General features: G+C 47.9%; 14 protein-coding genes and 1 pseudogene. 8 read left to right on the top strand and 7 right to left on the bottom strand.

Features of this window, described 5'->3' with window-relative positions; translation table 11 throughout:
• Window positions 1-128: 128 nt before the first annotated feature.
• Genes RM811_RS16770 through RM811_RS16760 form a run of 3 tightly spaced genes read right to left on the bottom strand, consistent with a single transcriptional unit; the run spans window position 129 to window position 1,645 of the window.
• Entirely contained in the window at window positions 129-557 is a 429-nt protein-coding gene (locus RM811_RS16770) for a MarR family winged helix-turn-helix transcriptional regulator (protein ID WP_402526605.1), read from the bottom strand.
• Window positions 558-560: 3 nt separating this feature from the next.
• On the bottom strand, window positions 561-1,058 hold the full coding sequence (locus RM811_RS16765) for a hypothetical protein (RefSeq protein WP_402526602.1): 498 nt from the start codon (window positions 1,056-1,058) through the stop codon (window positions 561-563).
• A 2-nt stretch (window positions 1,059-1,060) separates the two neighbouring features.
• A complete protein-coding gene (locus RM811_RS16760) occupies window positions 1,061-1,645 on the bottom strand; it encodes a permease (protein WP_402526600.1) in 585 nt (194 codons plus the stop codon).
• Window positions 1,646-2,176: 531 nt separating this feature from the next.
• Between RM811_RS16760 and RM811_RS16755 the strand changes: the two genes are divergently transcribed.
• The 6 genes from RM811_RS16755 to RM811_RS16730 all read left to right on the top strand — a co-directional run bounded on the left by RM811_RS16755 (window position 2,177) and on the right by RM811_RS16730 (window position 8,671).
• Window positions 2,177-3,376, top strand: a complete 1,200-nt coding sequence (locus tag RM811_RS16755) for a thiolase family protein (RefSeq protein ID WP_402526597.1) — start codon at window positions 2,177-2,179, stop codon at window positions 3,374-3,376.
• Between the two features lie 116 nt (window positions 3,377-3,492).
• A complete protein-coding gene (locus RM811_RS16750; protein WP_402526594.1) occupies window positions 3,493-4,662 on the top strand; it encodes an acyl-CoA dehydrogenase family protein in 1,170 nt (389 codons plus the stop codon).
• A gap of 2 nt (window positions 4,663-4,664) precedes the next feature.
• The gene (locus RM811_RS16745; RefSeq protein WP_402526591.1) at window positions 4,665-5,441 is read left to right on the top strand and encodes an enoyl-CoA hydratase; all 777 of its coding nucleotides are present in this window, start codon (window positions 4,665-4,667) and stop codon (window positions 5,439-5,441) included.
• A 149-nt stretch (window positions 5,442-5,590) separates the two neighbouring features.
• On the top strand, window positions 5,591-6,481 hold the full coding sequence (mmsB, locus tag RM811_RS16740) for a 3-hydroxyisobutyrate dehydrogenase (RefSeq protein WP_402526589.1): 891 nt from the start codon (window positions 5,591-5,593) through the stop codon (window positions 6,479-6,481).
• Window positions 6,482-6,802: 321 nt separating this feature from the next.
• Window positions 6,803-8,053: a NupC/NupG family nucleoside CNT transporter gene (locus RM811_RS16735; RefSeq protein ID WP_402526586.1), complete on the top strand. Its 1,251-nt coding sequence runs from the start codon at window positions 6,803-6,805 to the stop codon at window positions 8,051-8,053.
• Between the two features lie 288 nt (window positions 8,054-8,341).
• Window positions 8,342-8,671, top strand: a complete 330-nt coding sequence (locus RM811_RS16730) for a helix-turn-helix domain-containing protein (protein WP_402526583.1) — start codon at window positions 8,342-8,344, stop codon at window positions 8,669-8,671.
• A gap of 109 nt (window positions 8,672-8,780) precedes the next feature.
• On the opposite strand, the gene RM811_RS16725 is transcribed toward RM811_RS16730, so the two are convergent.
• From RM811_RS16725 to RM811_RS16715, 3 genes are all read right to left on the bottom strand, one after another.
• A complete protein-coding gene (locus tag RM811_RS16725; RefSeq protein ID WP_402526581.1) occupies window positions 8,781-9,053 on the bottom strand; it encodes an HU family DNA-binding protein in 273 nt (90 codons plus the stop codon).
• Window positions 9,054-9,496: 443 nt separating this feature from the next.
• Complete coding sequence (locus RM811_RS16720; RefSeq protein WP_402526579.1) at window positions 9,497-10,357, bottom strand: universal stress protein; 861 nt, start codon at window positions 10,355-10,357, stop codon at window positions 9,497-9,499.
• Window positions 10,358-10,531: 174 nt separating this feature from the next.
• Window positions 10,532-11,791, bottom strand: coding sequence for a pepsin-like aspartyl protease (locus RM811_RS16715; protein WP_402526576.1), 1,260 nt, complete (start codon window positions 11,789-11,791; stop codon window positions 10,532-10,534).
• Between the two features lie 180 nt (window positions 11,792-11,971).
• Between RM811_RS16715 and RM811_RS16710 the strand changes: the two genes are divergently transcribed.
• Together RM811_RS16710 and RM811_RS16705 are read left to right on the top strand one after the other, a co-directional pair.
• Window positions 11,972-12,487, top strand: a complete 516-nt coding sequence (locus RM811_RS16710; RefSeq protein WP_402526573.1) for a TIGR00645 family protein — start codon at window positions 11,972-11,974, stop codon at window positions 12,485-12,487.
• A 214-nt stretch (window positions 12,488-12,701) separates the two neighbouring features.
• The gene (locus RM811_RS16705; protein WP_402526571.1) at window positions 12,702-13,415 is read left to right on the top strand and encodes a transposase; all 714 of its coding nucleotides are present in this window, start codon (window positions 12,702-12,704) and stop codon (window positions 13,413-13,415) included.
• A 273-nt stretch (window positions 13,416-13,688) separates the two neighbouring features.
• Here RM811_RS16705 and RM811_RS16700 read toward each other — a convergent pair.
• Window positions 13,689-14,165: pseudogene (locus RM811_RS16700) on the bottom strand (hypothetical protein); the annotation flags it as partial.

Here is a 14,165-nt window from a genome sequence, read left to right as displayed (position 1 = left end):
AAGACGCATGCTTTTACGGACAGCGGAAAGCGCCTCGTTCAGAGTGAACGGAAACTGAGTTCAAAACTGATGTTAAGTTGGCAATGTTGAAATAGTGGGTGTGGCGATATAAAGCGAGCCCGGGCGCCTTACTTCCGGGTGGCTGGTAATCCCGCTGGCGACCGTGAAATTTTATCGATTATCTTTATCAATGAAGCCAGCTCAGCCTTAGTGAGCTGCTGTTCCATCTGTTGATTCAGCCATTGTTTTTTCTGTTCAAGGCGTTCGGCAACGTTAGCGCCCCTGTCGGTGATCACGATGCGATAAGAGCGTAATTCATCACCAGGCTGACGTTCGATAAATCCTTTTTTGACCAGGCTGGTGATATAGCGGGTAATCAGTCCGGGTGTCACTCCAAACGTTTTCGCAACCTCTTTTGGCAGCATGCTCTTTTTTTCAAATAACAGACTGAGCAACAACGCTTCACGGCTGGTTACTTTCTCGGGTAATGATTGGATCAGCTGCTCAAACGCTTCCCGACAATGATCCCCAAGCTTACTTAACTGATCAATCAACATACATCACCCTACGTACAGGCTCTGCACGATAAGTCCTATAATTACCGGCATTAAGAGCGCGACAGACGAGCGAATAATAACATACTTCAGTCCCATAAATGGCAGCTCAAATACGATAGCCCGACCGATGCCTACCAGGCTAAAACCTGCGACAAAAGCAATCACCACAGCAACGGGTGTCCCCACACTGTTAAGCGTACCTGCTATGGGGTACAGCACGATCGGACTGGTGGGTGCAACAGCGCCCACGAGGGCAGCTATCATACTGCCTGCAACGTTATTTGAGCCAGAGAGCCATAGGGATAATTGTTCAGGGCTGATCATCGCAAGTGCTATACCGGCAATCAGAAAAGAGGCGGCAAATACTGGCAGCATCTCCATAAACATGCCCAGACCCGCTTTAATACCATCAAGCAGGTCTCCAGTGCGCTGTTGTTTATACAAAACGACGGCACACACTAATGACAGTGCCAGCATAATACCGTTAGTGATGTAATCCATGATTAATGCTCCTCTGCCTGAATTTTGATGATAGCGGTATCAATTTTTTTCGGATCAGGATCCATGGACAGGCCATATTTTTCATAAATAACATTCACCAGCCAGCCAGCAATCAGTGGTGCGGGCAAGCTGACCAGCAGTGTTAACAGCATCAGTTTGGCTCCCAGTAAAGGCACGCCCCATGCGACGGCACGAATCAGCCCTAACATGCCCCAGGAGGATAAGAAGGTGGTGATAATGCCAACGCTACAGCGTTTTTTAATCATCATGCCGATCATTGGATAAATAACCGCAGGTCCCGCAGGTGTGATCATTCCACCGGCTAATGCCAGCAGGTAGCCCTTCAGGCCTGCATCCTTTCCCAGCCATCGGTTCAGGAACGCTTCAGGGATAAGCTTCATCACCAGACCTGAAAAAATAAACGCGATGAGCATGGTTGGTATAATCTCCAGCCCCATTTCATAACCACTGGTAAGCCCTTCAGTGACAACCGTCTGGTCGGTATAGAGCAGGGCTGACGCTGCAGTAATAGCCAGTAAAATTAACACTGGCATTGCCGCTTTGAACGCCTCAAAAAATTTCGTCATATTCGCACCTCAAAACAAACAAGAGTAAACTGTTTACTCTGTAAATTATTTGGCAGATTATGTCGGGCATTGTTTACACTGTCAACAGATAGTTGATGAAAATAGATAAGAGAGAGAGGCAGGAAAGCCTGTGACCAACGATTTTTAAAAACTATCAGTGATGGGTTGTTTGTCCGGAAGGTCTCAAGATGGCTTTGTTAATATGCCAGTTTCTTCATTTCGTAGTTCAAAAGGGTGAGCTGCTGGTGGTGATCGGGTCGTATAATCCAAATGGATAAGAAACAGCCTTTAGCCGGGTAAAAAAACAAACAGGTTCTGGTTTGCTCCAGTACTGCCGACTTTGGTATCTTGTTTTTGCAGTGAAAGAAAATTGCCACGGTACCCAAAGGCACAGAGAAAAGAAAAAAGCTTATCCTTTGTGTCTCATTGCCTTCGTGGTCAACTCTTTCATGCCAGAGGGTGACGAACTATCATCATGAGCATTTGATATCTAAACCGTCATAATAAAAAACAAATAAAAGCGAGCGTCTCATGTCTTATTCTGACTCATCTCATTCACCATTTTCGTCAACAAATGTCGTCATTGTTTCTGCTGCCCGCACTCCCATGGGCGGATTTCAGGGAGATCTGTCGTCTGTTTCTGCGGTTGAACTGGGTACTGTTGCCGTTAAGTCAGCGCTGGAGAGAGCAGGGATTGCTCCGGAAAAGGTTTCTGAAGTGCTGATGGGGTGCGTGTTGCCTGCGGGTACTGGTCAGGGACCAGCACGACAGGTTGCATTAAATGCCGGGATTCCGGTTCATGTACCCACCACAACGCTGAACAAGTTGTGTGGTTCTGGAATGAAAACCGTGATGCTCGGTGCCGCCCAGCTGCAAACCGGTGAAGCGGATATGGTGGTTGCCGGTGGTATGGAAAGTATGAGCAATGCCCCCTATCTGCTGGATAAAGCCAGAGGTGGTATGCGCCTCGGTCATGGTCAGGTTAAAGATCATATGTTTACCGATGGACTGGAAGATGCCTACCGTGGAATAGCCATGGGCGTATTTGCCCAGGAAACCGCTGATCTCTTCGGATTAACGCGAGAGGCCATGGATGATTATGCGCTGGCCTCTCTGGAGCGAGCCAGGCAGGCGATTGAGTCTGGAGCTTTTGCTGAGGAAATTGTGCCTGTTGAAACCCGTAAAGGGGTGGTTGCAATTGATGAGCAGCCAGGTAAAGCCAGGCCGGAGAAAATACGTCAGCTTCGACCGGCATTTACTAAAGATGGAACCGTTACAGCGGCAAACTCAAGCTCTATTTCTGATGGTGCCGCCGCGCTGGTATTAATGCGGGAAGAGGATGCCAAAGCGCAGGGGTTAAAACCCATTGCGCGGATTACCGGTTATCAGAGTCATGCCCAAAAGCCGGAAGAGTTTACCATTGCTCCCATTGACTGTGTCCGCAAACTGTTGGCAAAGATTGACTGGCAGGCCAGTGATGTAGATCTGTTTGAAGTCAATGAAGCCTTTGCAGTGGTCGCCATGATGGCCATGCGCGAACTGGGTCTTGATCACGACAAGGTAAATATTAATGGTGGTGCCTGCGCCCTTGGTCATCCTCTTGGTGCCAGTGGTGCCCGTATTCTGGTGACTTTGCTGCACGCACTGAAAAAAACGGGGGGTAAAAAAGGTATCGCTTCACTGTGCATTGGTGGTGGTGAGGCAACCGCCATTGCAGTTGAGATGTTGTGACAGGTTTTGCTGCTAACTCCCTGTATTTTCGAATTATTTGAGTTTGGGGATAAGGCATTAAAAAATGCCTTATCCCCCATATCTCACCAATGGCAAAATTTATAGGCGGCTTTTTTATGGACTACAACCTTTCTGAAGAGCAGATAGCCTTTCGAGATCTGGCCCGGCAGTTTGCCGAGGCTGAACTGGCTCCCCACGCAGCACAGTGGGATCTTGATTCTCACTTTCCTGTTGATGTTATCAGGGCTGCTGGCGATCTTGGTTTCTGCGCACTTTATACCAATGAGTCTATGGGGGGGCTGGGGCTTTCCCGTCTGGATTCCCATATCATTTTTGAGCAGATGGCTATGGGGTGTACGGCCACTACCGCCTATATCACCATTCATAATATGGTGGCCTGGATGATCAGTGAATTTGCCACTGACCGGGTTAAATCCGAATGGGGTGAAGGGCTGGTCTGTGGCAGTAAGCTGTCTTCTTACTGCCTGACAGAACCAGGGGCTGGGAGTGATGCCGCTGCATTGAAAACCAAGGCTGTACGTGATGGAGATGAGTACGTTCTCAATGGCTCGAAAATGTTTATTTCCGGAGCGGGCAGTACCGATCTGCTATTGGTGATGGCCAGAACCGGAGAAGAGGGTCCGAAAGGAATATCGGCCTTTGCTGTGCCGGCCAGCCTGGAAGGCATTCACTATGGCAAGAAAGAAGAAAAAATGGGCTGGAATGCCCAGCCTACCCGACAGATTTCTTTTGATAATGTCCGTATACCGACCGATCACCTGCTGGGCGAAGAGGGGCAGGGTTTCTCTTTTGCCATGAAAGGGCTGGATGGTGGCCGTATTAATATTGCCACCTGTTCAGTGGGTACTGCACAACAGGCGTTAAATACTGCCAGAGCCTATATGAAAGAGCGGAAGCAGTTTGGTCGTGAGCTGGCCGGGTTTCAGGCATTGCAGTTCAAGCTGGCTGATATGAATACAGAGCTGGTGGCCGCTCGTCAGATGGTGCGACTGGCGGCCTTCAAGCTGGATCATGGCGACCCGGAGGCCACCGCCTATTGTGCCATGGCCAAGCGGTTTGCCACGGATATCGGTTTTCAGGTATGTAATGAAGCCCTCCAGATTCATGGCGGTTATGGCTATATCAAAGAGTACCCACTTGAACGTCATGTCCGTGATAACCGGGTGCATCAGATTCTCGAAGGTACCAATGAAATCATGCGACTGATTGTCGCCCGTCGTTTGCTTTCAACAAGCATTTCTCAATCTGGTATGGAGTTACAGTGATTATGTCTGAAGCACTACATCTGACTTATGAAGGGCGTACCGCCATTCTCACCCTGGACAATCCACCGGCTAACACCTGGACGCCAGAGAGTTTGGGAGAGTTGGAACAGATTGTTCAGGAGCTGAATAGGAATCCGGGTGTTATTGCGCTGGTTATTACTTCTGCCTCAGAGAAATTTTTCAGTGCCGGCGCGGACTTAAAGCGATTTGATAACCTGATTCCTGAAGAGGCCCGCCCCTTTGCTGAAGCGTTTGGTAAGGCTTTTGAAGCCTTGAGTGATTTTAAAGGGCTCAGCATTGCGGCCATTAATGGCTATGCGATGGGAGGAGGTCTCGAAGTTGCCCTGGCCTGTGATTTGAGGGTGGCGGAAGAACGGGCAATTATGGCGTTGCCGGAAGCTGCAGTGGGTTTGCTGCCTTGTGCTGGTGGGACACAAAACCTGACACTCCTGGTAGGAGAAGCCTGGGCCAAGCGCATGATCCTCTGTGGTGAAAAAGTGGGTGCTGAAAAAGCATTGGCAATTGGCCTGGTAGAAGAAGTTGTGGGTTCTGGAGAAAGTCTGGATCGTGCGAAAGCCCTGGCGTCGAATGCCGGAAAGCAGAGCCCTGATGCCCTGAAAGCCTGTAAAAAACTGGTGCAAATGGGACGCTCTGGTTTCTCAAGAGATGCTTTGCCCTCCGAAAGAGAGATGTTTCTGGAACTGTTCAACGGCAAAAACCAGCAGGAAGGGGTTCGCGCATTCCTTGAGAAGCGCAAGCCTGAATGGACTTATGAATAACGCCTTTTCCGTGAAAGAAAGTTGCCACGGAGGCACGGAGACAGAGAAAAAACTTTTTCTTTTCTCCGTGACTTTGTGTCTCCGTGGCTAAATCGTTATGGGTATTTATGTCAGACCGCTGAACAAACAGCAAAAGCAGGATGAGAATAATGACAAAAATTGCATTTATCGGTCTTGGTAATATGGGTGGTCCCATGGCTCAGAATCTGGTGAAAGCCGGGTATGATGTCTGTGGTTTTGACCTGGTGCCTGAAGCCCTGGATCAGCTGGTGCAGGCAGGCGGTTCGAAGGCTGAGTTGGTAACCGATGCGGCTCAGGGTGCCAGTGTTGTGATCAGTATGTTGCCTGCTGGTAAACATGTGGAAACGCTGTATCTGGGCGATGAAGGGCTTTTTAATGTTATTGACAGCCGTTGTCTGGTTATAGACTGCAGCACCATTGAGGCTGATGTTGCAAAAAACGTCGGTGTAAAGGCAGAAGCGCAGGGCATTGATTTTATTGATGCGCCGGTTTCCGGTGGAACCGCCGGGGCTGCAGCTGGCACATTGACGTTTATGCTAGGAGGGAATGGCGAAGCTGTAGAACGAGCCAGACCTTATCTTGAGGTTATGGGACAGAATATTTTTCATGCTGGCGGTGCTGGTGCGGGACAGCTGGCCAAGATCTGCAACAATATGCTGTTGGCCATTCTAATGACGGGGACATCGGAAGCCCTCAAACTGGGTATCAATAATGGTCTTGATCCGGCAGTGCTCTCTGAAATCATGAATAAGAGCTCTGGAGGGAACTGGGTTCTGGAAAAATATAATCCGGTACCGGGAGTTATGCCACAAACGCCAGCCAGTAATGACTATCAGGGTGGTTTTATGGTGGGTTTGATGGCCAAGGATCTTGGTTTAGCCCTGAATACCGCTGCAAGTAGCAAGACGGCGACGCCAATGGCCTCTCTGGCAGAGAATTTGTATAGAATCCATTCGATCCGTTCTGGAAGTACTCAGGACTTTTCGAGCATTATTCAGCTTTACGACCCAGCGGATTAGCTTTGATGTTGACCACATGCAGTGGTCTTCTGTTGTATGCTGGGAAAGTCTGAAATATTTGTTTCTATTGGCAGCTATTTTTTTGAATGCACGATCAAAATTATTATTCAATAGATAGTTGCCGATCAGCGTGCAGGTTATTTTCCTTCTCTTGATTTGGCTCAATGTTTTGCTCAGAAGTTGTTCTGTTTTTGAACAGTTGTGTCAGATAACGGTTCTGTTTTTGTAAATCAGGTTATACAATTCTCGGGATTTTTTTAGCCCTCTGACCGAATGTGTGACTGGTCGGGTCTGATCATCCATTGAAGGTAACCTGATCCCATGGAAATATTTATGAGTCTGGTGGGCATTGTCAGTCTTCTGGCAATCGCTTTTCTCCTGTCGGATAACCGAAAAGCCATCAATCTGAGAACGGTCGGTGGCGCTTTTGCCATTCAGGCGGGTCTTGGTGCTCTCGTTCTCTATGTGCCGATGGGGCAGGAGATCCTGGGTGGCGTCTCCAACGCGGTGAGTAATGTCATCAATTATGCCAACCAGGGTATTGGTTTCCTGTTTGGTGATCTTGGCAACTTCAAAGTGGGCTTTATTTTTGCCATTAATGTTCTGCCAATCATCATCTTCTTCTCCTCCCTCGTTGCGGTTCTTTACTATCTGGGCATCATGCAGAAAGTGGTGATCATTCTGGGCGGGGGGTTGCAAAAACTACTGGGTACCAGTCGTACAGAATCCCTGTCAGCGACTGCCAATGTTTTTGTGGGGCAGACAGAAGCTCCTCTGGTGATCAGACCTTACATTGGTCGTATGACTAACTCTGAACTGTTTGCGGTGATGGTTGGTGGTCTGGCTTCAGTGGCCGGTTCAATTCTGGCTGGTTATGCCGGTATGGGTGTTGAGCTGAAATACCTGGTTGCTGCCAGTTTCATGGCGGCTCCCGGTGGTCTGTTGATGGCAAAAATCATTAAGCCTGAAACCGATACACCCGATGATTCTGAGTTGTCTGATGAAGAAGGCGATACTGAAAAACCCGTCAACGTGATTGATGCTGCTGCTTCCGGTGCCTCCTCCGGTCTGAAGCTGGCTGCCAACGTCGGTGCGATGCTGTTGGCGTTTATTGCCCTGATTGCCATGGTTAACGGTATTATGGGCTGGGCTGGTGGCTTCTTTGGTTATCCGGAGCTGAGCCTTGAGATGATTCTGGGGTACCTGTTCAGCCCACTGGCGTTTCTTATTGGTGTACCGATGAATGAGGTCATCACTGCAGGCAGTTTTATCGGCCAGAAAGTGGTGGTGAACGAGTTCGTTGCCTACATGGACTTTGTACAATATCTGAATCCTGAAGCGGCTGTGGCGGCAGGTGTTGAAGTGCTGTCTGCCCGGACCCAGATCATTGTTACCTTCGCTCTGTGTGGCTTTGCCAACCTGTCTTCTATCGCTATCCTGCTGGGTGGTCTCGGGGTTATGGCTCCCCACCGTCGTCAGGATATTGCCCGTATGGGTATCAAGGCAGTAGCTGCCGGTACGCTGTCTAACCTGATGAGTGCTACCATCGCAGGATTAATGTTTACCCTTTAAGCAACTGTCCTTAAATAACTTGCCCATTTCAACGAACGTGGTCCGATGTCCGTAGTCCGAAAAAGCAGGAGTCACTCGTGCTTTTTCGGGCAACGGACAACGGATAGCGGGCAACGAGCTTAATGTTGCTGATCTTTCCGCCAGTCAGTATTTTTCCTCACGATTTCCTCACGATTTTTCTGAAATGGTCGAATCATTTTTATAATGAAAAGTGATTGAATGCTCATGTATTGCAATCAAATGTATTTATGAATGACGTTGTTCCTGACCTTTCCTGAGTATCCAAGGATGAATCTGACAACAAGGATTTTGTGCTCCCGTAAGGATAAGAAGTTCTCGCAGCAGGCTTTGGCCGACTTGATTGGTGTATCCAGAAGTGCACTGGCTCAATGGGAGACCAGCATGAGTAGCCCCAGTCTGGGTAATCTACGCAAAATGGCAGAGATTCTTGAAATTTCTTTTGAATGGCTGGCCACTGGGCGAGGGAACCAGTATCTGGTTCAGGTTAGTGACACCATTTGCGATTCAGAGGTGGATGGTGAAATTATTAATCAGCTTTATCGAATGAATCTGATGAAGAAGAGAGCCCTTCTTAACATGATACAAGCCATGGCTTGAGCGTGTTATGGGTGTTGTAAGCTGAAGCGCCATACTGGCGCTTTTTTAATGACCAGATGCCTGGCTTCTATGCCTGGGCACCCTGGTGTTCTCTTATGTATCAGTCAGGTTATTTGATCATTTCCCGAAATTTATTACCGGGTTTGAATTGCGGAAGCTTACAGGCGGGGATATGAATTTCTTCCCCTGTCTGGGGATTCCGCCCCTTTCTGGCCGCGCGGTCCGCTACTGAAAATGTGCCAAAACCAATGAGTTGAACGATATCTCCACTAGCCAGCGTTTCCTGCGTGTTACTGATAAAGGCGTTGACCACCAGTTCGGCCTTGCTGCGTGGCAGGTTTGCTTGTTCAGCGACTTGCTCAACCAGTTCTTTCTTGTTCATATCCAGTCTCAGGGGATTACCAGTTATGTGGAAAGAAAATACCAGAAAACATGAGTGATCAGCTTCTGGCTTCGCTCGGCCCAGGGTATACCCGTCGCCTTTGAAGTTGCTATTCTGCTGGCTGCGCTCGTTTACTGGAGCGTCAGCCCAGTCTGGTCACTTAGTGAATCTAAGTTCCCGGAACCCGAGGGTCCGAGAACCTAAAAGCTTCGCTCCCTTGTCAACCCGTAGCAACTCCAAATCAAATGGGTAAAGTCCTGAGCAGGTGCTGAAACACAATCAGCCTGAGGATTTATCGTTTACTTAAATAACAGTCGAAGGGAGAAAAAAGCCTTGATAAGACAATATAGAAGCTTTTAAGCGCTTTATCCGGTTTCGTTGCCGTTTGTGGTGAAGTTTTTATGGGCCTGCCAGTACAATACTGACAGGCAATGGCGGTTAAATCAGTGACTCAGCTCGCGTTCCAGCGGGATCATATGATGTTTGGGCTGAAGAACCAGAATATCAGTTTTCACCTCGGAAATGAGCTGTTCTGCGGTGTTGCCAATAGCAATTGCACTAATGCCTGTTCTTGCATGGGTGCCCAGAATCAGCAGTTTTGCATCAATTTCTTTCAGAAGTGCAGGAATCATGGTCTCGGTTGGGCCAGGTTCAATATGGAACTGATCTTCATTCAGTTTGAATTCCCGGGCGTATTCCTTGCAGTGCTTTTCGTAATTGTGCTTGTCGGTCCGGCCGTCTCCATGGTCCTGAATAGCGAGCATGGTGGTTGGGTATGCTGTCGCCAGGTGAAGTTCTGCGGAGAACTCATCGGCAATATCTGTGGCATATTGCAGGATGGCCTGGTTGAGAACGCTGTGATAATGATCTTTTGGGTCTGCATTAACAGCAGCAAGAATAGTACCCTTACTCCAGTCACTGTCAGATTGAACCAGCAGTACAGGGACTCTGCAGCGACGGAGCAGGCTCCAGTCTTCCGGAGTGCTGAATGCTTTTTGCAGGGCGGTAATCAGCTTGGCATCCTTGACAACAAGATGGCAGCGTTCCATCTGGCGAACATGAATAATGGTCTCGATAACAGAGTCATTCCATGTTTCATGAAGATAGACTTCCTGACCTTCTGCCATAAGAGGTTCAGCCAGCGCTTCCAGGCGAGCCATGGATTCGACACCTGCTTTTGGGTTAGGTGCAAGAATGTGCAGCGCAGCACCGGTTACCCGGCAGATCTGGCTGGCCCTCTGCAGAGCAATCTGTTGGTCCTTTCTGGTATCAACAACGGCCAAAACTTTGGTGATTCCACGCATATGTCTCTCCTTCTTGCTGAAAATTTCGTTTCTTTTGATACCATCATGCATGAGATTAACTGATGTTTTTATGATCTCTGTCAATAAGACGCTGTGCTGTTAGGAGTATGTGAAAGTTGTGGGATAAATAATAAACCGCTGTCCGGTTTACTCGCAGCGGCTTTCTCTTAAACATTACTGTGCCGGGCCTGAACCTGTCAGCGCCCGGGAGGTAAAGTACTTTCTTAACGCCTTCGGTGTGCTCAGGTGTTTTGCCAGTCTGGCAAAGCCAACGCGCCCCTCTGTCTTGTCAAATACCACATAGAATGCCCGCATAAAAGCATCACCCAATATCCAGAAGTCTTTATTGCCCGGTGCCAGCCCGACTACGCATTGCTCCTGTCCCCACCAGTCAACCTGCTTAACCACATAAAACTCGGGAGGTACGGTGTAATTCTGGCCACCGATGGTAAAGGTCAGTGATGGCTGTTCATGCAAATTGGTGCAATCCGGATTCAGCTGCAGGGCATTAAGAATTGTGAATACGTCATTCGCTGGCCCGACAATCAGGGAGGTGCCCGAGTCGATAATGGCTCTGCAGTTACCCTGGTGCTGACAGCTAAGGGGGATGTTCCGGTCGTTGATGCGGATGCCGTCAAAGGTAATATTGTAATAGACATCCATGGGGCTCCCCGTATTCAGTGATAGTATCGGGTGCCAGTTGATTTCTCCCCGGTAATAGTACGGATCCGGTTCGCCGATAATCAGGCGACTGGCTCCGTTGGCAGGTGTATTGCTCAGGTAAAAAGAGAACATCGCTTTCGGAATCCGTCCCTGCAGAACGGCATTATCCATCCACAATGTCATCGGGTCGTCGGCAGGGCTCTTGTAGGCAAGGCCAAAGATGCCATCAAAAGGTGTGTTCTGAAAGCTATCAGAAAGCCAGGTCGCCAGGCCAATCTCCTGATCAGCAACAGGGATATCCCCCAGAGTAACCGTGTCATACCCTCTGTAGCCCTGCATACTGCCGGATCCATACTGTATTGAGAGGCCCTGGTAGTCCGTTGAGAATGACTGGCTGAGTTCGGGATAAAATATTTCCTTGCCCCGGCAAGCCACGAAAAAGCAGTGCTTGTCCGGTACCCAGATTTTTCCTGAACCGGTATCCAGAATCCCGTCGAACTTCTGGTTCGGGTTACCTATAAAAAATGTACCGTAGTATTGGGTGTTGTGGTTATCGGTAAGGGCAATTTCACCCGGCTCCAGTGCGTGGGTGAGTAGTTCGATGCTGTTGATATTGTGTTCCGGGGGCGGCTCAAGAATCTGGATGCAGGCTCTTTTGGACGGAGATGATATCTGCTGTTCCATGGGGGTCTGACTGATTACATCCGCGTAGGTGAGCAGCGTCTGTGAGAAGATCAACAAAGAAATTGATGTAGCTGGAACTGTTTTCATGGGGCCATTCGGTTTGCAAAGAATTTGACGGTAAATTGGGGGAGCACCTGTACAAGTTAGTTGCTTACTGTCGTATTCTCGAATAGGGCTCTTTAATATCGCGCCATATCACCGCAACTGCCGGAATTGTGGTAGTATTCTGCAAAAATTTATTGCTGTACTTACTGATCTGGCTGCCTTATGGAAAAACTGTTCGAAAAAGTGCTCTATTCTGCCCGCTGGCTGCTGGCTCCGATTTATCTCGGGCTAAGTCTTGTTCTGGTGGCTCTGCTGATTGAATTCTTTCAGAGTGCTGTCTATCTCGTTTTAAACGTTTTCAGCATGAATGAGAATGACGTGACCCTTAAGGCACTCACACTGATTGATGTGGCGTTGGTGGGTGGGCTGATTGTGATGGTGATGTATGCAGGTTATGAAAATTTTGTTTCCAAGATTGATGTTGAGAAAGAGTCTGATAAATTAAGCTGGCTTGGCAAAATGGATACGGGCTCTCTTAAAGCAAAGGTTGCGGCCTCCATTGTCGCCATATCTTCTATCCATTTGCTGAAAGTTTTTATGAATGCAGGAAATATTCCCAATGACAAGCTAATGTGGGCTGTTCTTATGCACCTGACATTTGTGGCGTCTGCTTTCTTTATGGGCTTGCTCGACCTCATGCTTCATAAGAAAAAGACAGCGATTGATACCTCTCTGTAACCGTCTCCTCCCACTGAATTTATGCTGGCTCAGTTTAGTGAGCCAGTTATGACCGATATTCCCAAGAAATAAAGAGAAATAAAGGACATCCATAAATTAGGCTCTTCAGGGATATCTGTGGGTAAATTGAGTGAATTTTAGGTAGGAAAGCACCTGCCGAAAACTTCTGTATGTTTTTTAGCTGTGAACTGAAAAACAACAGAAGGCCCGGCAGATGCTTATAAAGACTCTCCTCAATAAATGCCACAAATTCAAGTCATTTGTTTATCAATCAGTGGAGCTTGTCATCCATCAAGGTGCTGAAGTGCTCGATATCATGGTGGTTCCCAGAAAGAATGGACTGGCTATCTGTTCTGGTTGTCAGAAGCCAACACCTGGGTATGACCAACTAAATATACGCCGGTTTGAGTTCATCCCAATATGGGGTTACAGAACCTTTCTCCTTTATCAGATGCGTCGAGTTAATTGCCCCACCTGTGGCGTAAAGGTTGAGGAGGTTCCATGGGCCCAAGGTAAAAATGAGCTTACCAAAGCGTATATGCAATTCCTTGCATTTTGGGCAAGGAAGATGTCGTGGAAGGAAGTAGCTGAGACCTTTAATACCTCATGGGAAAAGGTCTTTCATTCTGTTGAATATATAGTGGACTGGGGACTTAAACATCGATGCCTGGACAAAATAAAAGCCATCGGTATTGATGAGATAGCATACCAGTTAGGTCATAAGTACCTCACCGTTGTTTACCAGATTGACCGCGGTTATACGCGCTTATTGTGGATTGGTGAGGAGCGAACAGAGAAAACTATTCGCAGCTTTTTCGAGTTCTTCACAGAGTCCAGAAGTAAGCAGCTGGAGTTTGTCTGTTCAGATATGTGGAAACCCTACGTAAAAGTCATTGGAGAACTTGCAGCAAATAAAGGACATCCATAAATCGGCGCAAATAAAGGACATCCATAAATCTATCCATTGTTTAAGTATGGATATTTTAGTGGGTGTCCTTTTCTTGTCTCTATAAAAAACTAACAAATCAATCATCCTCAGTATTAACCATCCCTGAATCCAAGTGATTCAGACATTACTATTGGGGGGTAAATCCAGCTTTTGGATAAAAACTAACAGACAGGATTCTGGTTGGCGCAGGCTGAACCAGCGCTACATGGCAACGGAGTGCGGTTTAATCAATCAGGCTTAAAGAAATCAGTTTTACAATGGTGCCGATGAGTACAACCGGCGACAAGCAAGAGTACCCTGAAACCACTGCTGTCCTTGCTTTTCAGCGAAGGCTTTCATTGCGGCCAATTTACCAACCGCACGTCTGAAACGATTATTCCAGCCTACGGTTTTTAGCCATTCTTCTTCATTTATATCCAGTCGGGTCAGAATGGGAGGCGTATCACCGGGAATGGCTCCCCGTTTTCCAGCTTTGAGTATTCTTCCACTCCAGTCGACTAACTCAAAGTAGTATTGCCGACTGAACGGAATGGACTCATCGGGGTTTTGTCCAGGGCATTGTAGAGGTTTGAGTAATAGGCCGGTTTTTATTGGTGTACCTGATCTTATTAAAGCTACCATTGATGTTAAAAACACTGCTACGACCCTGTTATCGTTATTGGAAAATACTTCAGACACTTTTGACTTTGGCTTTTCAAGTGCAAATTCACCATCGGCAGGGATGAAAAC

The organism is Endozoicomonas sp. (assembly GCF_031844845.1).
In the GTDB taxonomy this organism is placed as follows: domain Bacteria; phylum Pseudomonadota; class Gammaproteobacteria; order Pseudomonadales; family Endozoicomonadaceae; genus Endozoicomonas.
This window is presented reverse-complemented; position numbering and strand designations above follow the sequence as displayed.

Excerpts from the sequence above, each read along its gene's own strand:
- RM811_RS16770 (WP_402526605.1), bottom strand. The coding sequence starts at position 557 with ATGTTGATTGATCAGTTAAGTAAGCTTGGGGATCATTGTCGGGAAGCG.
- RM811_RS16765 (WP_402526602.1), bottom strand. The coding sequence starts at position 1,058 with ATGGATTACATCACTAACGGTATTATGCTGGCACTGTCATTAGTGTGT.
- RM811_RS16760 (WP_402526600.1), bottom strand. The coding sequence starts at position 1,645 with ATGACGAAATTTTTTGAGGCGTTCAAAGCGGCAATGCCAGTGTTAATT.
- RM811_RS16755 (WP_402526597.1), top strand. The coding sequence starts at position 2,177 with ATGTCTTATTCTGACTCATCTCATTCACCATTTTCGTCAACAAATGTC.
- RM811_RS16750 (WP_402526594.1), top strand. The coding sequence starts at position 3,493 with ATGGACTACAACCTTTCTGAAGAGCAGATAGCCTTTCGAGATCTGGCC.
- RM811_RS16745 (WP_402526591.1), top strand. The coding sequence starts at position 4,665 with ATGTCTGAAGCACTACATCTGACTTATGAAGGGCGTACCGCCATTCTC.
- mmsB (WP_402526589.1), top strand. The coding sequence starts at position 5,591 with ATGACAAAAATTGCATTTATCGGTCTTGGTAATATGGGTGGTCCCATG.
- RM811_RS16735 (WP_402526586.1), top strand. The coding sequence starts at position 6,803 with ATGGAAATATTTATGAGTCTGGTGGGCATTGTCAGTCTTCTGGCAATC.
- RM811_RS16730 (WP_402526583.1), top strand. The coding sequence starts at position 8,342 with ATGAATCTGACAACAAGGATTTTGTGCTCCCGTAAGGATAAGAAGTTC.
- RM811_RS16725 (WP_402526581.1), bottom strand. The coding sequence starts at position 9,053 with ATGAACAAGAAAGAACTGGTTGAGCAAGTCGCTGAACAAGCAAACCTG.
- RM811_RS16720 (WP_402526579.1), bottom strand. The coding sequence starts at position 10,357 with ATGCGTGGAATCACCAAAGTTTTGGCCGTTGTTGATACCAGAAAGGAC.
- RM811_RS16715 (WP_402526576.1), bottom strand. The coding sequence starts at position 11,791 with ATGAAAACAGTTCCAGCTACATCAATTTCTTTGTTGATCTTCTCACAG.
- RM811_RS16710 (WP_402526573.1), top strand. The coding sequence starts at position 11,972 with ATGGAAAAACTGTTCGAAAAAGTGCTCTATTCTGCCCGCTGGCTGCTG.
- RM811_RS16705 (WP_402526571.1), top strand. The coding sequence starts at position 12,702 with ATGCTTATAAAGACTCTCCTCAATAAATGCCACAAATTCAAGTCATTT.